The sequence below is a fragment of the Nonomuraea lactucae genome (assembly GCF_003313395.1).
GTDB lineage: Bacteria > Actinomycetota > Actinomycetes > Streptosporangiales > Streptosporangiaceae > Nonomuraea > Nonomuraea lactucae.
The window spans coordinates 1-17,782 of sequence record NZ_QNFZ01000057.1 but is presented as its reverse complement, the minus strand read 5'-3'; the positions used below and the strand labels follow the sequence as shown (position 1 = coordinate 17,782).

The window sequence follows — 17,782 nt, the reverse complement described above, 5'->3', positions numbered from 1 at the left end:
CGCAGGTGGCCCAGCTCGGCGGCTACCGCGTCGGCGTGGGCGCCCGGCGTGGCGTGGCGCACCTCGCCCGTCTCGTCCAGCAGCGCCGCCCAGCCGCCCACCTCCCGGGCCAGCCGGTCGATCACCGCGTACGTGCCCTCGGGCCGCAGCGCCGCCCGCGTCAACCGGCCCTGCGCGGCGAAGGCTCGGGTGATCTCCTCGTACTGCTCCGCGGCGAGCAGTTCGCTGACCGCCTTGCCGATCGCGATGAACGGCACCTCGCGCGGCACTTCCAGCAGCGGCAGGCCGGCCGCGGACGCGGCCTGGACCAGGCCCGCGGGCACGTGCTCGTGCGACAGGCCCACGCCGAAGCCGAGCCCCGCCACACCGCGCGCCACCAACCGGGCGACATATCCGGAAAAGTCGGCCTCAAGGCGCATACCCGTGGTCAGCAGCAGCTCGTCCCCCTCCAGGAACGGCGTGGGATCCTCCAGCTCGCTGACCGCGACCCAGCGCACCACCGGGTCGAGCGACCCGGCGAGCGTGCGAAGCCCCATCCGTCGCACCACGACCCGCAGCGAAGGCGCCATACCTGAAAATTGTCCATTCCGGCGAAACAAGCCCCCTTAGTCTGCCATATCGACAGATAAGCGCAGGTAAGCAGGGGCGTACCGTCAGAGGTATGAGCATTCCGCAGGAGCGTCGTCTCGTCACCGCCATCCCCGGCCCCAGGTCGCAGGAGTTGCTGGCCCGCAAGCAGGCCGCCGTCCCCAACGGCATCGGCACGGTGCTGCCGGTGTTCGTGACGCGCGCCGGCGGCGGCGTCGTGGAGGACGCCGACGGCAACTCTCTGATCGACTTCGGCTCCGGCATCGCCGTGACGAGCGTCGGCAACGCCGCGCCGAAGGTCGTGGAGCGGGTCCAGAGACAGGTCGCCGACTTCACCCACACCTGTTTCATGGTCACCCCGTACGAGTCGTACGTGAAGGTCTGCGAGAAGCTCAACGAGCTGACCCCCGGCGACCACGACAAGCGCACGTTCCTGGTGAACAGCGGCGCCGAGGCGGTGGAGAACGCGGTCAAGATCGCGAGGTACGCCACCGGGCGGCAGGCCGTCGTGGTGTTCGACCACGGCTACCACGGCCGCACGCTGCTGACCATGACGCTGACGGCCAAGAACATGCCGTACAAGCACGGCTTCGGCCCGTTCGCCCCCGAGGTCTACCGGATGCCGCTCGCCTACCCGTTCCGCTGGCCGACGGGCCCGGAGAACTGCGCGGAGGAGGCCGCCGACCAGGCCATCGACATGATCACCAAGCAGATCGGGGCGGGCAACGTGGCGGCCGTGGTGATCGAGCCGGTCGCGGGCGAAGGCGGGTTCATCGTGCCGGCCAGGGGCTTCCTGCCGAGGATCGCCGAGTTCTGCCGCGAGAACGGCATCGTGTTCGTGGCCGACGAGGTGCAGACCGGGTTCGCGCGGACCGGCGACCTGTTCGCCTGCGAGGACGAGAACCTGGTGCCGGACATCATCTGCACCGCCAAGGGCATCGCGGGCGGGCTGCCGCTGGCCGGGGTGACGGGCCGCGCGGAGATCATGGACAGGGTGCACCCGGGCGGCCTCGGCGGCACCTACGGCGGCAACCCGCTGGCCTGCGAGGCCGCGCTCGGCGTGCTGGAGACCATCGCCGAGGAGGACCTGGTGGCCAGGGCGCGCCGCATCGGCGAGATCATGCTCCCGAGGCTGGAGTCGATGCGCGAGCGCTTCGACGTGATCGGGGACGTGCGCGGGCGCGGCGCGATGATCGCGGTCGAGCTGGTGCACCCGGGCACCAAGGAGCCGAACCCGGCCGCCCTCGCCGATGTGGTCAAGCGGTGCCACGCCGAGGGCCTGCTGGTCCTCACCGCCGGCACGTACGGCAACGTGCTGCGCTTCCTGCCGCCGCTGGTGATCTCCGAGCAGCTCCTGGAGGAAGGGCTCGGCATCCTGGAGAAGGCATTCGCGGGACTATAGAAACCCTTACGAAACGGGCATCCAGCTTGTGGCTGGATGCCCGTTTTTGTTGGTGTACGACGCTGTGAGCGGGTAGAGAATTCACCCTGACTTGACGCCCAGCTAGACGATCACTGAGCCGGTCAGGGTTATAACGGATCCGGTATTACGGGTGCGCGATCACCGCGAGGAGCGTGATGAACTGGGGCCCGACAGGAACGGCGCAGGACATGTTGACGTTCGACCCTGATCAACTCAGCTGGGCACAGCGAGAGGGCGACGCCTGCGTCGTCTGCCACAAGAAGTGGCCCAGGCCGCGTGTCCGCGTGGGCCGCCTTCCCGACGACTCGGCCGTGCTGGCCTGCAACGACTGCGCCGAGGCCCTCATGCCGGCCTCGCTGGCCACCGTCGTCGCCTTCCCGGCCCGCTAGACCAACCCGCGTCCAGAACAGCCCGGACGTCTGGCGGGCCTGGCGCGCCTCCCGGCCGCTAGGCGGCCTGGCGGGTCTCGCGGATCTCCCAGGGCGAGCCGTACTCCTGGAGCAGGCCGAGGAACGGCACCGCGTCGAACGCCTCCGGCCCGAGCACGCCCTCGCCCTTCCAGACGCCGTCGGCCACGAGTTCGAGGGCGACGACCGGGTGGATCGCGGTCTGCCAGACGACGGCCTGCGCCCCGTACTCGCGCATCGACCAGGCGTTGTCCACCACGTGGTACAGGTACACCTCGCGCGGCGAGCCGTCCTTGCCCGTGCCCTTGACCCAGGTGCCCGCGCAGGTCTTGCCGTGCATGCGGTCACCGAGCGTCGCCGGGTCGGGCAGGCTGGCGGCCACCAGGTCGCGCGGCGCCACCTCGGCCCCGCCCACCCTGATCTTGTCGGCGCTGTCCAGCCCCAGCTTGCGCAGGGTCTTGAGCACGTCGATGAACTCCTCGCCGAGCCCGTACTTGAACGTCACCCGCCGCGCCGGGATCCACCTCGGCACGAGCAGCACCTCCTCGTGCTCGACGTTCACGCACTCGACGGGCCCGATGCCGGCGGGGAAGTCGAACACCTCCGGCTCGCTGAACGGCTCGGTGGTGTGCCAGCGCCCGTCCTCCCAGACGACGGGCGGGTTGAGGCACTCCTCGATCGTGGTCCAGATCGAGAACGTCGGCGCGAAGTCGTAGCCCTCGACGACCAGGTTGGAGCCGTCCCGGACGCCCACCTCGTCGATGCTGGAGAAGAGGTGGTCGGCCGCGTACCTGGCGAACACGTCGGCCAGCCCCGGCTCGACGCCCATGCCGACGAGCGCGAGCCTGCCCTTCGCGCGCCACTCGGCGTCGCGCGCGAACTGCTCGTCACCGAGCTTCAGCCCCGGCTCCTGGTACGGCCGGCGGGGATGCGGCCGCGACAGCGACATCGCCATGTCCAGGTAGTGGGCCCCGGCCGCCAGCGCGGCCTCGAACAGCGGCATCGTGAACCTGGGATCGACGGCGTTGAAGAGCACGTCGCACCGGTGTTCGCGCAGGGCGGCCTCGACCTGGGCGCGGTCGGAGGCGTCGAGGGTGATGGCGCTGAAGCGTGGATCGTCCACGGCGGCGACGGCACGGGCCGCCCGGCTCTGTTGAGAGTCGGCCACGACGATGTGTTCGAAGAAATGTCGGCGGGCGGCGATGGGCACGACGGCGGAGCCGACGCCGCCGGCCCCCACGAGAAGGATTCGCATGTACCGACCATACTCACTGACTGGTCATTCAGTCGAATCCGGGCTCACACTTCGCCCGATCTGGAGCCACCGGCTCACTTGACCAGTTCGCGCCACCGTTCGGTCCAGGCCGCGTAGTCGGCGCACTCGCCCGCGTCGCAGCCGCCCGGCGGCCGGACGGCGAACACGATGCGGTCGAGCCTGCCCTCCTTGCCCACCCCGTACGCCTCGCAGATGCGCTTGGCGCCCTTCGTGCAGGCCTTGGGGTTGGCAGGGGCGAGCCCGACCCAGGCGGCGGCCTTGCGCTGGACCGTCGCGGAGGTCGTGTAGCCGAGCCAGCGGTAGGCGCACTCCGTGTCGGGCAGGCCCGCGCCGAGCATCCAGGAGTCGACCCAGCCGGTGGTGCGGCCCGTGGTGACCGCCTTGACCGGCTTGCCGGCCTTCTCCAGCAGCAGGCGGTAGTAGGGCGTGGCCTGGGCGTAGTCGAGCGACCCGGTGGCGAAGCCCTTGACCAGGTCGAGGGGGTTCTGCCAGTAGGTGCGGTCGGCGTGCTCGCCCAGCAGGGCGACGGCCCGGTCCAACTCGGCCTCGCTGAGCTCGTACGGGTCGTCGGCGTCGCCGACGGCCAGCGCGGCGTCGGCGATGGTCAGCGGGCTGTCCTGGAGCGCGACGTCGTCGGAGCCGAACACCCGCCGCAGGTCGTCGCCGTCCTTGACGCGCGAGGAGTCGTAGAGGAACTCGTGGAAGCCCCACAGGTAGGGCACGCCGTAGACCCTGTCCGACTCGGTGGACATGTCGCGGAAGCGCTTGCTGAGGTCGTCGTAGCCGCTCACCTTGGCGGGGTCGATGCGCTGCACCTTGCCGTTCTCGACGAGCGAGGCGGCGAGGGCGGGACCCGCGGAGATCACGTCGTAGGGCCGCTCGGCGAGCTTGGCGGCCATCTCGTCGGCGGTCTGCACGGTGTCGAAGCGCGCGATCCGGCAGCCGGTCACCTTCTCGAACTCACTGGTGGTGCCCGCGTAGTCGGCGTAGCCGCGGTAGGTGAGGATCTGCAGGGTGCCGTCGCCGCGCGTGGGACTCGCCGAAGGGGCGGACGGGGTCGGTCGCGGGGACGTCGCCGGCCGGGGGGACGTCGTGTTCCGGGGGGGCGTCGTGTTCCCGGGAGACGCGGAGGGACCGGCCTGTGAAGACGTCACGGCGGGCGACGGGCTCGCGGCGCCCACACCGGTGACCAGAGCCGCCACGGCGAGTGCCATGACCGGAGTGCGGCGATCCACGTTTCCCCCCTCTTCCCGTGCCCTGGAGCTTACCGGTCAGAGGGGGGAACGGGACGTGGACGGGGGGAGGGACACGGGCGTCCCTCCCCCCTGGAGGGGGACGGCTAGCGGTTGGTGGGGAAGCCCAGGTTCACGCCGCCGTGCGACGGGTCGAGCCAGCGGGAGGTGACCACCTTCCCCCGGGTGTAGAAGTGGACGCCCTCGGTGCCGTGCACGTGCGTGTCGCCGAAGAGCGAGGCCTTCCAGCCGCCGAAGCTGTAGAACGCCATGGGCACCGGGATCGGCACGTTGACGCCGATCATGCCGACCTCCACCTCGTTCTGGAAGCGCCGGGCCGCGCCGCCGTCGTTGGTGAAGATGGCGGTGCCGTTGCCGTACTCGCCGCCGTTGATGAGGGCCACCCCCTCCTCGTACGAGGAGACCCGGACGATCGACAGGACCGGACCGAAGATCTCCTCCCTGTGCACCCGGGAGCCCGCCGGCACGCGGTCGAGCACGGTCGGACCGAGCCAGAACCCGGGCGAATCGGCGGCCTTGCCGCCGCCGAGCAGGGTGCTCTCGCGGCCGTCCACGACGAGGTCGGCGCCCTCCTCGACGCCGAGGTCGAGGTAGGTGGCGACCTTGTCGCGGTGCTCCCGGGTGACCAGCGGCCCCATCTCGGCCTTCGGGTCGTCGCCGGGGCCGATCACGAGCCTGTCGACCCGATCGGCGATCTTCTTGACGAGCTCGTCGCCGACGGGGTCCACCGCCAGCACCACCGAGATCGCCATGCACCGCTCGCCGGCCGAGCCGAACCCGGCCGACACGGCCGAGTCGGCGACCAGGTCGAGGTCGGCGTCGGGCAGCACGAGCATGTGGTTCTTGGCCCCGCCGAGCGCCTGGACGCGCTTGCCGTGTGAGGTGCCGGTCTCGTAGACGTACCTGGCGATGGGCGTGGACCCGACGAACGAGACCGCGCGCACGTCGGGGTGCTCCAGCAGCCGGTCCACGGCCACCTTGTCGCCCTGTACGACGTTGAACACGCCGTCGGGCAGCCCGGCCTCCCGCCAGAGCCTGGCCATCAGCAGCGACGCCGACGGGTCCTTCTCCGACGGCTTGAGCACGAACGCGTTGCCGCAGGCGATCGCGATCGGGTACATCCACATCGGCACCATGGCCGGGAAGTTGAACGGCGTGATGCCGGCCACGACGCCGAGCGGCTGCCGGATCGAGTAGGAGTCGACGCGCGTCGAGACTCCTTCGGAGAAGCCGCCCTTGAGCAGGTGCGGGATGCCGCAGGCGAACTCCACGACCTCCAGGCCCCGGGCGACCTCGCCGAGCGCGTCGGAGTGGACCTTGCCGTGCTCGGCGGAGATCAGCGCCGCGAGCTCGTCACGGTGGGCGTACATGAGCTCGCGGAAGCGGAACAGCACCTGCGTCCGCTTGACCAGCGACGCGTCGCGCCAGGCGGGGAACGCCGCCGCGGCGGCGGCCACGGCCGCGTCCACGTCCTCGACCGAGGCGAGCGCGACGTGGCCGCTCACCTCGCCGGTCGCCGGGTTGAAGAGCTCTCCCCTGCGCGTGCCGTCGCCGTCGGCGAGGGCTCCGTTGATCCAGTGGCTGACTGACTTCACTGCGCTGCTGCCTCTGCGTTGATGACTTCGAGTGCGTCGACGATGATGCCCAGGCCCTCGGTGGCCTCGTCGATCGTCAGGGTGAGCGGCGGGGCCATGCGGATGACCGTGCCGTACAGGCCGCCCTTGCCGGCGAGCAGGCCCGCCTTCTTGGTCTCCTCCATGAAACGGGCGGCCTGGGCCGGGCTCTCCAGCTCCACGGCGAACATCAGGCCCTTGCCCCGGACGTCCTTGACGACGGGCAGCCGCTCGGCGGCCCGGCGCAGGCCGTCCATGATGACGGCGCCGGTGCGGGCGGCGTTGGCCTGCAGGTTGTGGTCGAGGACGTAGTCGAGGGTGGCGTTCGCGGCGGCCATGGAGATTGGGTTGCCGCCGAACGTGGCCAGGCCGACGGCGGGCAGGGCGTCCATCAGGTCACCGCGGGCGACGACGCCGCCGACGGCGAACCCGTTGCCGAGCCCCTTGGCGAACGTCATCATGTCGGGCGTCACACCGTGGTTCTGGATGCCGAAGAACGCGCTGCCGGTGCGGCCCCAGCCGGTCTGCACCTCGTCGGAGACGAACAGGATGCCCTGCTCGTCGAGCACCTCCTTGTAGGCGGCGAACAGGCCGTCGGGGGCCATGGTGAAGCCGCCCACGCCCTGGATGGGCTCGGCGATGAGGGCCGCGACGTTCCCCGCGACGGCCGTGGCCAGCACGTGACGCAGGTCCTCGACGCACGCCTGGATGTAGGCGGCGTCGGACATGCCCCTGAACGCGGCCAGGTGCCGGTCGGCGCCGTGCAGGAAGTGCACGTTGAGCGGGGAGAGCGAGTTGTTCTTCCAGGACCGGTTGGAGGTGACGCTGATCGCGCCGAAGCTGCGGCCGTGGTAGCTCTGCCGCATGGCCAGCACCTGGTCGCTGCCGCGCGCGTACGTGGCCAGCAGCAGGGCCGTCTCGTTGGCCTCGGTGCCGGAGTTGGTGAAGAAGACCTTGGCGTCGGGGATGCCGGACAGCCTGGCGATCTTCTCGGCGAGCTCCACCTGGCCGCGCAGGAGGTAGACGGTGCTGGTGTGGACGACCCCTGTCGCGAGCTGCCGCTCGACGGCCTCGCGCACCTCGGGCACGTCGTAGCCGATCATGTTGGTCAGGATGCCGGCGAAGAAGTCGAGGTAGCTCTTGCCCTCGGCGTCGACGACGCGGTTGCCCTTGCCGCTGACGATCTCGATGGGCTCGTTGTAGTTGAGGGCCAGCCAGTTCGGCATCACTGCCCGGTGGCGCGCGAGAAGCTCCGACATGCTTCGAGTATCCCGTTTTCGCACCGCGCCTCCCATCGGCAACCTGTCGGCCAACGCCAGGATCAGTTTACAGGCTGTCAGGTCACATACACTCTCGGGGCTCACTATATGTCATGACATAAGGACTTACCAATGTCCTTGCCAAGATCCTGGGAGACGTACCGCGGGCGGCGCCGGCGGGCCACCGGCGCCGCGTCCGCCACCTGCGCGGACTTCGGGGCGGGCTAGACCTGCGCGGGCTCGGGAGCGGCCGCGGGAACGGGTGGACGCAGCACCGCGAAGGCGAGCAGCGCCGCCGCCACGCAGAACCCGCAGCCCACCCACGAGCCGAGGTGCATCGCGTCGGTGAACGCGGCGCGGGCCGACTCCACGACGCCCAGCCTGAACGCGTCGCCGATGGACTCGCGGGCCGCCTCGGGCACGCCCGCGGGCATGGACGCGGTGAACACCCCGGCCAGCACGCTGCCCAGGACGGCGATGCTCATGGCCATGCCGACCTGCTGCACGGTGTCGTTCAGCGCGGAGCCCACCCCGGCGTGCTCCATGGGGATCGCACCCATCAGCGAGGCGTACGCCGCCGGACCGGCGAGCCCGCCGCCGACGCCCATGACCAGCAGCCCGAGGAGCAGCGGCAGGTAGCCCGTGGTCGTCGCCAGCACGACGAAGCCCGCGGCCATGACCAGCAGCCCCGCCGCCACGAGGACCCGGTTGCCGACCTTCTGCCCGAGCGCGGCGCCCACCCCGTTGAACAGCGCGGCGGCGACGGCGTAGGGCAGCAGCGCGAGCCCGGCCCGCATGGGCCCGTAGCCGAGCACGAACTGCAGGTACTGCGTCAGCATCAGCATCACGGCACCGGCCCCGAACGACATGAGCAGGATCGAGAACGACGCACCGCTGAAGTTGCGGTTCCCGAACAGTTCCAAGGGCAGCATCGGATGCGCCGAGCGCCGCTCCCACAGCACGAACGCGCCGAGCGCGACCACGGCGATCACGATGCCCGACACGTTCCACTCGCGCTCGATGATGACGTAGACGGCCGAGGTCAGACCGACTATCGACAGCACCACGCCCACCGGGTCGATCTTCCGCCCGGCGCTGCGGGTCTCCGGCATCAGCGTCACCGCGGCCAGCACCGCGAGGGCCGCGATCGGCACGTTCAGCAGGAAGACCGAGCCCCACCAGTAGTTGTCGAGCAAGAAACCGCCCAGCGTGGGCCCCGCGACCACGCCCACCATTGCGACCGCGCTCCAGGCGGCCATCGCCTTGCGCCGCTCGCCCTCGTCGAAGACCGTCATGAGGATCGACAGGGTCGACGGCATCAGGATGGCGCCGCCTACGCCCATCAGCGCCCGCGCGCCGATCAGTTGCCACGGCTCGGAGGCGAGCACCGCCAGCAGCGACGCTCCGCCGAAGGACACCAGGCCGATGATCAGGAAACGCCTGCGCCCGTAGCGGTCGGACAGGCTGCCGGCGGTGAGCAGCAGACCGGCGAAGGCCAGCACGTAGGCGTCCAGGATCCACTGGACGTCGCCGGGGCTCGCGCCCAGGTCCCTGATCAGCTTCGGGATGGCCAGGTTGAGGACCGTACCGTCCACGACCAGGACCAGCAGGGAGAGGCAGAGGACGGCGAGGATCCACCACCGCCGGGGGTCTCGCACAGCGTTCGAGTCATCTCGTACATCGTTCGAGTTCACTCGCACACTGTACGACGAACTCGTACAGTGTGCGAGTGGATTTATCCTTGAGGGATGACCGGCAAGCAGCTCTCCTCCGTCTGGACCCGCGAGCCGCGCCATACCGCCAGGGCACCCGGCCGCAGCCGCGACGAGATCGTCCGGGCGACGCTGGAGCTGCTCGACGCCGAAGGGCTCGACGGCGTCAGCATGCGCAAGCTCGGCGCCAAGCTCAGCGCGGGCGCGACGAGCATCTACTGGTATGTGGAGAACAAGGACGAGCTGCTGGAGCTGGCCTACGACCAGATCTGGGCGGAGATCGCCGTGCCGATCCCCGAGGAGTCCGGCTGGCGTGAGATCGCCTCCACCTTCGCGCACAGCGCCCGCCAGGTCCTCCTCGACCACCCGTGGGTGAGCTCGCTCATCGGCCGCCTGCCCACCCTCGGGCCCAACGCGATGGCGATGACCGACCGGCTGCGCAGGACGTTCCGGCAGGCGGGATTCGAGGGCATGGAGATCGACTACGCCAACAGCACGCTCATGGCGTACGTGATCGGCACGGTCGTCCCCGAGATCGCCTGGCGGACGTCGATGGGCGGCGAGGAGCTCGACGAGGAGAGCGTGCTGGAGACCTTCCGGGTGGTCGCGAGGGACTTCCCCGAACTGCTCGACCGGCTCACCGAGGTCAACCGGACGCCGCCCAACGTGGTGCGCGCGGTCAGCTTCGACTTCGGCCTGCTGGCAGTGCTCGACGGCTTGCAGGCCCGGCTCTCCTCCTAGCGGCCCACGGGGCCGGCGGGGCGCCGATTACTTCCAATATGTAAATGCTTATATAAGCGATCTTACAGGTTGATTGGATAGGCTCTGTCCGTGCTGCCCACCATCGCCGATGTGCTCGCCTTGGAGACCGTTCGCCGGGGCAATCCCCGCGTGGTCGCCGGCGCCGACCGGCTCGACAGCAAGGTGCGGTGGGTGCACGTCGGCGAGATCGCCGACATCGCCCAGCTGCTGCGCGGCGGAGAGCTGGTGCTGACCACCGGCGTGGCCCTTCCCGAAGACCCCGGCAAGCTCGCCGACTACATCGGGGAGCTGTCCTCCGTGGGCGTCTCCGGGCTGATCGTCGAGCTCGGGCGCAGGTTCGTCGGAGAGCTGCCGCCCATCGTCGTCAAGGCCGCCGAGGACCACGGGCTGCCGCTGATCGTGCTGACCCGCGAGACGCCGTTCGTGCAGATCACCGAGTCGGTGCACGCGCGCATCATCGACATCCAGCTGGAGGAGCTGCGGGCCTCCGAACAGCTGCACGAGGTGTTCACCGAGCTGTCGGTGGAGGGCGCGTCACCAGCCGAGGTGCTCGCCCAGGTCGCCAGGCTGTCCGGCCGGCCCGTGCTGCTGGAGAACCTGGCCCACCAGGTCCTCGCCTGCGAGTCCGCCGGGCGCGACACGGGCACGCTGCTGGCCGGCTGGGAGACCAGGTCGCGCGGCGTGGCGCCGTCCGAGCGCACCGCGTACGACACCGCCTCCGGATGGCTCGTCACCACGGTGGGCGCGCGCGGGCAGGACTGGGGGCGGCTCATCCTGCTCTGCGACGCGGCCCCATCGCCCCGCGAGCTGGTGCTCGCCGAGCGCGCCGCCACCACGCTCGCCCTCGGCCGCCTGCTCGAACGCCACCAGGAGTCGCTGGAGCGGCAGGCCCACGGCACGATCATCACCGGCATCCTCACCCACGCCTACGCCGACCCCGACGAGGCCGCCGCCCGCGCCCGCGCGGTGGGCGTCCCGCTCACCGGCCGCAAACTGGTCAGTGTCGTCATCCGCCCGATCGACCCCATCGACCAGGCCCTCGACGGGCAGGCGCAGCTCGGCGAGCTCGCCGAGGCGACCGCCGCCGCCTGCCGCGACGCCCGGCTGCCCGCCCTCGTCGGCGCCCTCGACCAGGACCGGGTCGGCGTCCTGCTGCCCCTCCCACCCCGCGCCCAGGCCGAGCCCGCGCTGACCACCCTCGCCGACCGGCTGCGCACCCTGTCCAAGACCGGCGGCGCCTTCGTGCTCGCCGCCGGCTCGGTGGTCGAGTCCATCAGGGACGTACGGCGCAGCTTCCTCGAAGCCGAGCAGGTGGCCGACGTCGCGGTCCGCCAGCCCGACGGCAGGCCCTTCTACCGGCTGCCCGACCTGCGGCTGCGCGGGCTGCTCCACCTGCTGCGCGACGACGCCCGGCTGCAGACGTTCGCCGAACGCGAGCTCGGTCCACTGCTGGCGCACGACGCCCAGCGGGGCGGCGACCTCACCCGGATCCTGCGCATCTACCTCGACGCCGGTCGCAACAAGGCGGTCGCCGCCCAGAAGGCCCACCTGTCCAGGCCGGCCTTCTACGACCGGCTCCGCCGCCTCGAACGCATCCTGGAGACCGACCTGGACGACGTCGAGTCGTGCCTGTCGCTGCACGTGGCCCTCCTGGCCCTGGAGTCGTTCCGCAGAGACGGCCGCTGACGCTCCACTCCCGGCCGTCATGGCTCCATCACAATTCCGGCTTGCCACTCCACGTTCCATCAGGCGGGGATGTCAATCTCGTAACCTCTCCAACCCTTTGGCGTGTTTTCCTGACCCCACGACCATGATCACGTCAGGATGGTGCGGATCATTTGTCCGCCCTCTGGAGTGTTCATGTCTCGACGCACCCTCACCGCCGGCCTCGCGGCCGGCCTCGCCGTGGCCACCACCCTCACGGTCACCACCGTGCCCGTCCACGCCGCCCGGCAGCCGTCGGTGAAGTTCCCGTCGGCCAAGTTCCCCCTGGGCGTGCCCGCCGTACCGACCAGGACGATGACCAGCGTGGCCCAGGGGATCGAACTGTACGACGTGAAGGCCGGCCGGTCGACCGACGGCTACACCGTGACCGTGCTGATGCCGAGCGGCCGCGACTACGGCATGCGGCCCACCGCCGAGGCCAAACTCGCCGAGGTGGAGGCCACCGGCGAGGTGGGCAGCCTGCAGACGGTCGTGCGCCCGTCCGTGGCCGACGCCCCGGCCCAGGAGGTCTACATGGTGCGGGTCGGCCTGTGGAAGTTCGAGGAGAAGGCCAAGGCCGACGAGACCGCCAAGAAGCTCAAGGACGCCGGCCTCAAGGTCAAGGTCGACTACCTGGGCGACGACGGCCTGAAGACCACCGGCCCATGGAACGTCAAGGTCATGATGATCGACCCCCGGGCGTTCCGCGGCTCCTACGCCGCATCCCTCGGCAGCAGCGTCGCCAAGCGTGAGACCGTGTCGGAGATGGCCAAGGCGGGCAAGGCGCTGGCCGCCGTCAACGGCGGCTTCTTCAACATCCACACGGCCAAGGAACTGCGCGGCGAGCCGCTGGGCGCCTCCGTGGTCGCGGGCAAGCTGCTCAGCGAGGCCGTCCCCGGCCGTTCCGCCGTCGTACTGAAGGGCCGCACGGTCCGCGTCACCGAGCTCAAGACCATCGTCACGGCGATCGCACAGGAGGGCGAGAAGCTGCCGGTCAACGGCGTCAACAGGGCCGCCCTCACCGACGAGCTCGTCCTCTACACCGAGGAGTACGGCGCCAAGACGCCCGCCGACGGCGGCACCGACGTCCTGCTCGACCCCAACGGCAAGGTCGTGGGCGTGCGCGTCTCGGGCGCCGAGGTCGCGCGCGGTACCCGCGTGCTGCACGGCTCCGGCGTAGCCGCCGACTGGCTCAACGCCCACGCCCTGGAGGGCTCCACGGTCAAGGTGGACACCAGATTGGTCGATCTGCGCAAGGGCAAGACCCTCAAGCTCACCCCCGACCTGCACGTGATCGCGGGCGGCGTCGGCCTCGTCCGCAACGGCAAGACCCGCATCACCGCCAAGCGCGACGGGCACGACTCGCTGAACATGATCCTCCGCCGCCACCCGCGCACGCTCCTCGGCACCACGCGCAACGGGACCCTCGTCCTGGCGGCCATCGACGGCCGCCAGCCCGGCGTGACGGTCGGCGCCAGCTTCATCGAAGCGGCCCAGTTCATGCGCTGGCTGGGCGCCAGGGACGCGATCAACCTGGACGGCGGTGGCTCGACGGCGATGGTGGCGAACGGCAAGGTCGTCAACCGCCCCTCGGACGGCAGCGAACGCCCAGTCGGCGACGCCCTCCTGGTGCTCCCCAAGTAGAGAATCACACCTGGACCGACGCCAACACGAACGCCCCACCTTCCCCCCGACCCCGCCAACGGCTCGCCCGTTCACCCCCCACCGTGAGCGCGTCGCCGGGAGACATCACGGGCTGATCAGGTGCCGGCCGGACGGCCGAGGTCGCAGACGTCCCGGTACGCCACCTCGGGAAGTTCTCTTTCCCATTCCCGCGGGGTGAGCGTCCGCCCCGCCCGCGCACACACGTCCCGTACCATCACGGCGGGATCGACGGTGATCTCGTGCACCCATCCGGCCGCGTCGGCGAGGGACACGGTCGAGCCGTCGAAGCCCATGGACGTGATGCGCTTGCCCGTGCTGAGGACGGCGCCACCCACCCGCCTGCCGGTCCGCAGATCCCACACCTGAACTGTGCCGCTTTCGTTCGCGCCCACCAGGACCGAGCCCGCGGCATCGAACGTCAGGAAGCCGAGCGGCTGGTCCACGCCGCGCAGCAGCGGCCGCAACGCCCGCCTGTCGCGCAGGCTCCATAGTTCGACGCGGCCCTCGCCGCCGTCGGCCGCCAGCATTCCGGCCGAGCTGACGGCGACCGCCCCCTCGCTCGGTCCCGTGTGCAGGCGGGTGCGGCTGCCCGTGCCGATGTCGATCACCTGAGCGTCCGCCGTCACCAGGGACTTCCCATCTCGGCTGAACGCCCCGGGGTTCGCCATGCTCGGCGAGGTCAGCACCTTCCTGCCTGTGCGCGCGTCCACCACGAGCAGCTCGCCGGGGGTGTCGACCTCGGACGCGGCGTCGCCGAACGGCGCCTGCCCGACCGCGACCAGGGCGCCATCGGGGCTGAACACGATCTCGCCGGGATCCAGGTCCTGGTCGAACGGCACCCGCCACAGCCGCCGGCCGGTGGCGAGGTCCCATGCCTCCAGGGAGAACGCACTGCCGGTCACCAGGATCTTCCGGGCCGGGGAGAACGCCGCGCGCAGCGCGCTCACCCGGACCTGGCCGGAGAGCTGCCGGGAGCGCACGTCCCACAGGCCCAGGGACTTGGCACCAGGGATCGCGAGGAGGCGGCCGTCGCCGCTCAGCACAGGTGGTGCGGTGGCCGGGCGGGTCCGGGTGACCTGGACCGGGGGCCGCAGCCCGACGCTGACGATGCCCTTGCCGAGGACCCTGACGACCCGCCCATCCGGGTCCGGCCGAGCGTCCGCCACCGACGAGTCGGCCTGGTAGTGGAGCAGTTGCCGCCGCTCGGCGAGCGTCCAGGCCGCCATCGCCTTGCCGTGCCAGCCGATCAGGCGGCGGCCGTCGGGGCTGAAGCGCAGCCCGGGCATCCGGTCGGGCAGGCTCCACTCCCCCTCCGCGGTCTTCCTGCCCGTGGCCGTGTCGTAGACCTGGATGGCGCTGTTCGCGCAGGCCATGGCCGTGCCGTCAGGGCTGAAGGCCACCTGCTGCGGACCCGGCAGGCGGCAGGCTCCGGTCAGCCGCGCATCAGGCCGGCCCTCTCTCAGGAACGTCACCGACCCCATGGCGCCCGCGACGGCGACCAGGTCACCGGACGGTGAGACGACCGGCAGGGCCGGGCTCTTCCAGCCCTTGCCCAGTCCGGAGGGCTCGGGGGTGGCGGCGACGTTCCAGAGATGCACCATCCCTTCGTAGGTGGGCGCGATGGCCAGGGTCGGCTCGTGGTCGGTGAACTCCACGTCGACCCCCAGATAGAGGTGCGAATCTCGCAGCGTGGCCCGTCGCCGGCCGGTGGCGGTGTCCCAGACCGTGACATCCTTCTCAGAGGCCACCGCGAGCAACCGGCCGCTGCGGCTCAGGGCGGTGTCGCGCAACACCTGCGTCCTGAAGGCGGCGTCGTCCCAGCCTCCTACGCGCCTTCCGGTGCGTACGTCGAACAGCCGCACACCGAACGGGCCCGCCACGGCCAGGGTACGGCCGTCGCCACTGAGCGCCCGCCACCCGCCGCGCTCGACCTCCGAGTCGTCGAACACCGCGAGCTCCTGCTGGTGCATCGCGTTCACCAGGCTGGAACGCGTGTCGATGTCATCGTGCAACCGCCACCCGGCCACACTCAGCAGCATCGCCAGCACCGGGTCGGTGGTGCGCAACGTGCCTGCCTTCAGGGCCACGCGCCGGGCCGTGGCCTCATCGCGCTGCGCGATGACCGTGCGGCTCTCCCGTATCGCGAGGCCGCCCGCGGCGAGCGCCAGCACGAGCAGGCCGGCGAGGGCTACGGTGACCAGCCGCCGGCGGCGGGTCCTGCGCCTGTTGAACGCGGTGCCGGCCTGCAGGAAGTCGCGCTCGCGCGGTGTCAGGGTCACGTGCCGCCGCTCGGTGGCCGCCCAGGTCAGGGCGCGCTCCAGGCGGCTGCCGTGCAGCAGGTCACCGTCCTTCCTGCCGAACTCCTCCCAGTGCTTCACCGCCGTACGGACCTGGGCCAGCACGGCGAGGCCCGCCCGGTCGGCCTCCAGCCACATGCGCAACCGGGGCCAGGCACGCAGCAGCGCGGGCCGCGACATCGCCAGCTCGCCGTCACGCTCGGAGATCAGGTAGGAGAAGACGTCCAGGATCCGCTCGATCGCCTTGGACTCCTCCTTGCCCCGCCCATCGAAGAGTTCCTCTCGCGAGGCGGACCGGCCGGTCTCCACACCGTCCTCCGACACGGCCACGAACCTGAGGAAGATCTCGGCCACCAGCGACCGCTCGTCAGGGGACAGCGCGCCGTAGGCGTCCTCGGCGATCGTGCCCAGCTCCGGATCGACGCGCTCGGGCCCCCTTACTCCGCGCGCGCTGTGGGTCCCCGCCGCGAGCAGGCCGCCGACATCGCCCCCACCGGAGCCCACCAGGGCCAGCAGCAGGTCGCGCGCCGACGGGCGCGCCGACGGATCCTTGCGCATCGCCGCTCCGACCAGCTCCGCCAGCCGGGCCGGCAGTGCCGTCAGATCGGGCTGCTGCGCCAGCACCCGATGCATCACGCCGCCCAGGCTGTCGGCATGGAAGGGATCCCGGCCCGCGGCGGCGAACAGCATGCTCGCCCCCCACGCGAAAACGTCGGCGGCCGTGCCCGCCCGCTCCCCCGTGAACACCTCCGGCGCCAGGTAACTCGGCGTGCCCACCACCTCTCCCGACTTGGTCAGCGACATGTCCGGCGCCCGGGCGATGCCGAAATCGATCACCCGCGGCCCGTCGGGGCCGAGCAGCACGTTGTCGGGCTTCAGATCACGGTGGATGACGCCCGCCTCATGTATGGCCGTCAACGCCGTCACCACCGCGGTGGCCAGCCGGTACAGATCATCGTGGGTGAACGTCCGCCCATCCAGCACGGCCTGCCTCAGGCTCGGCCCGGGCACGTACTCCGACACTATGAACGGCCGCCGTCCCTCGACCTCGGCGGCCAGCACCCGAGCGGTGCAGAACGAGGCCACGCGCCCGGCGGCCACCGCCTCCTTCGCGAACCTGCCGCGGGCGGCGCTGTCGTCGGCGGCGTGCAACACCTTCAGCGCGACCCGGTGCCCCTCGGCGTCGTACGCCTCATACACCACCCCCTGACCGCCCGCGCCCAACCGCCCGGCCAGCCAGTAGCCGCCTATATAGTCTGGATCGCCCGCGATCAGTGCTTTCATGCCGGATTAGATGTCCGTGGACCCGGCTATGTTTCGGAGGCCGCGGTCGGCTTCTCGGCGACCCCACGTCGAGTCACCCGCCGACCATACGGGCAGACGTCTTGCAGGTCGTCACTCCAGGGTGCACGTCTCCACCCACCGGGCGCTCCAGGTGCCTTACCCGCCGGTCAGCCCCTGCTCGGCATCGGAGGCGATGGTGCGCGATCGCTTTCCTACACCGCCGACTCTGTCCGGTCGGCCGTCAGACCCGCCTGTTCGCCTGTTCGCCTGTGGAGGCTGAGCGGTTCGAGAGCGCGGGCTTCGAACTGCTGGAGATGGTCCTGGCCAACCAGGACACCTGGGACCGCTACGCCGCCGGCCAGTGGTGGACGCTGAGCGACTGGCTACGCGACCACCCCGATGCCCCCGAAGCGCCGGCAGAGTACTCGGTGCTGGGCGGACGCCAGTGACACAAAAAAAGGGGGGAGGGGTCTCACCCTCACAGGTGAAACCCCTCCCCCAACAATTGTCCGGCGGTGACCTACTCTCCCACACCCTCC

Annotated in this window: 13 protein-coding genes; 6 read left to right on the top strand and 7 right to left on the bottom strand. The window is 70.8% G+C overall.

Annotated features, from left to right (window positions below; genetic code table 11):
* On the bottom strand, nt 1–536 hold a 536-nt coding region (locus DQW85_RS04360; protein ID WP_476703594.1), incomplete at its 3' end, for a PucR family transcriptional regulator ligand-binding domain-containing protein.
* A gap of 125 nt (nt 537–661) precedes the next feature.
* Here DQW85_RS04360 and gabT point away from each other — a divergent pair.
* Together gabT and DQW85_RS04350 are read left to right on the top strand one after the other, a co-directional pair.
* Nucleotides 662–1,990 (top strand): 4-aminobutyrate--2-oxoglutarate transaminase, encoded by a 1,329-nt coding sequence (gene gabT / locus DQW85_RS04355; protein ID WP_113699126.1) that lies wholly within the window; start codon nt 662–664, stop codon nt 1,988–1,990.
* Between the two features lie 176 nt (nt 1,991–2,166).
* Nucleotides 2,167–2,400 carry a hypothetical protein gene (locus DQW85_RS04350; RefSeq protein ID WP_113699125.1) on the top strand — a complete coding sequence of 78 codons (234 nt, stop codon included), beginning with the start codon at nt 2,167–2,169 and terminating at the stop codon, nt 2,398–2,400.
* Between the two features lie 58 nt (nt 2,401–2,458).
* On the opposite strand, the gene DQW85_RS04345 is transcribed toward DQW85_RS04350, so the two are convergent.
* From DQW85_RS04345 to DQW85_RS04325, 5 genes are all read right to left on the bottom strand, one after another.
* Nucleotides 2,459–3,673 carry a saccharopine dehydrogenase family protein gene (locus DQW85_RS04345; RefSeq protein ID WP_113699124.1) on the bottom strand — a complete coding sequence of 405 codons (1,215 nt, stop codon included), beginning with the start codon at nt 3,671–3,673 and terminating at the stop codon, nt 2,459–2,461.
* Between the two features lie 74 nt (nt 3,674–3,747).
* The gene (locus DQW85_RS04340; protein ID WP_162794719.1) at nt 3,748–4,929 is read right to left on the bottom strand and encodes an extracellular solute-binding protein; all 1,182 of its coding nucleotides are present in this window, start codon (nt 4,927–4,929) and stop codon (nt 3,748–3,750) included.
* Between the two features lie 104 nt (nt 4,930–5,033).
* Nucleotides 5,034–6,542 (bottom strand): CoA-acylating methylmalonate-semialdehyde dehydrogenase, encoded by a 1,509-nt coding sequence (locus DQW85_RS04335; protein ID WP_113699122.1) that lies wholly within the window; start codon nt 6,540–6,542, stop codon nt 5,034–5,036.
* Nucleotides 6,539–7,819 carry an aspartate aminotransferase family protein gene (locus DQW85_RS04330; RefSeq protein ID WP_113699121.1) on the bottom strand — a complete coding sequence of 427 codons (1,281 nt, stop codon included), beginning with the start codon at nt 7,817–7,819 and terminating at the stop codon, nt 6,539–6,541. Before DQW85_RS04330 ends, DQW85_RS04335 begins: the two co-directional genes overlap by 4 nt.
* Before the next feature lie 224 nt (nt 7,820–8,043).
* Complete coding sequence (locus tag DQW85_RS04325; RefSeq protein WP_240196915.1) at nt 8,044–9,513, bottom strand: MFS transporter; 1,470 nt, start codon at nt 9,511–9,513, stop codon at nt 8,044–8,046.
* A 54-nt stretch (nt 9,514–9,567) separates the two neighbouring features.
* Here DQW85_RS04325 and DQW85_RS04320 point away from each other — a divergent pair, with 54 nt between their 5' ends.
* The 3 genes from DQW85_RS04320 to DQW85_RS04310 all read left to right on the top strand — a co-directional run bounded on the left by DQW85_RS04320 (nt 9,568) and on the right by DQW85_RS04310 (nt 13,641).
* Complete coding sequence (locus tag DQW85_RS04320) at nt 9,568–10,272, top strand: TetR/AcrR family transcriptional regulator (protein WP_113699119.1); 705 nt, start codon at nt 9,568–9,570, stop codon at nt 10,270–10,272.
* Nucleotides 10,273–10,362: 90 nt separating this feature from the next.
* Nucleotides 10,363–11,979 carry a PucR family transcriptional regulator gene (locus DQW85_RS04315; RefSeq protein WP_113699118.1) on the top strand — a complete coding sequence of 539 codons (1,617 nt, stop codon included), beginning with the start codon at nt 10,363–10,365 and terminating at the stop codon, nt 11,977–11,979.
* A gap of 174 nt (nt 11,980–12,153) precedes the next feature.
* Nucleotides 12,154–13,641 (top strand): phosphodiester glycosidase family protein, encoded by a 1,488-nt coding sequence (locus tag DQW85_RS04310; protein WP_113699127.1) that lies wholly within the window; start codon nt 12,154–12,156, stop codon nt 13,639–13,641.
* 116 nt (nt 13,642–13,757) lie between these two features.
* On the opposite strand, the gene DQW85_RS04305 is transcribed toward DQW85_RS04310, so the two are convergent.
* On the bottom strand, nt 13,758–17,243 hold the full coding sequence (locus DQW85_RS04305; protein WP_113699117.1) for a WD40 repeat domain-containing serine/threonine protein kinase: 3,486 nt from the start codon (nt 17,241–17,243) through the stop codon (nt 13,758–13,760).
* Nucleotides 17,244–17,512: 269 nt separating this feature from the next.
* Between DQW85_RS04305 and DQW85_RS04300 the strand changes: the two genes are divergently transcribed.
* Nucleotides 17,513–17,692, top strand: a complete 180-nt coding sequence (locus tag DQW85_RS04300; RefSeq protein ID WP_240196914.1) for a hypothetical protein — start codon at nt 17,513–17,515, stop codon at nt 17,690–17,692.
* Nucleotides 17,693–17,782 lie beyond the last annotated feature (90 nt).

Excerpts from the sequence above, each read along its gene's own strand:
- DQW85_RS04305 (WP_113699117.1), bottom strand. The coding sequence starts at position 17,243 with ATGAAAGCACTGATCGCGGGCGATCCAGACTATATAGGCGGCTACTGG.
- DQW85_RS04320 (WP_113699119.1), top strand. The coding sequence starts at position 9,568 with ATGACCGGCAAGCAGCTCTCCTCCGTCTGGACCCGCGAGCCGCGCCAT.
- DQW85_RS04330 (WP_113699121.1), bottom strand. The coding sequence starts at position 7,819 with ATGTCGGAGCTTCTCGCGCGCCACCGGGCAGTGATGCCGAACTGGCTG.
- DQW85_RS04310 (WP_113699127.1), top strand. The coding sequence starts at position 12,154 with ATGTCTCGACGCACCCTCACCGCCGGCCTCGCGGCCGGCCTCGCCGTG.
- DQW85_RS04350 (WP_113699125.1), top strand. The coding sequence starts at position 2,167 with ATGAACTGGGGCCCGACAGGAACGGCGCAGGACATGTTGACGTTCGAC.
- gabT (WP_113699126.1), top strand. The coding sequence starts at position 662 with ATGAGCATTCCGCAGGAGCGTCGTCTCGTCACCGCCATCCCCGGCCCC.
- DQW85_RS04345 (WP_113699124.1), bottom strand. The coding sequence starts at position 3,673 with ATGCGAATCCTTCTCGTGGGGGCCGGCGGCGTCGGCTCCGCCGTCGTG.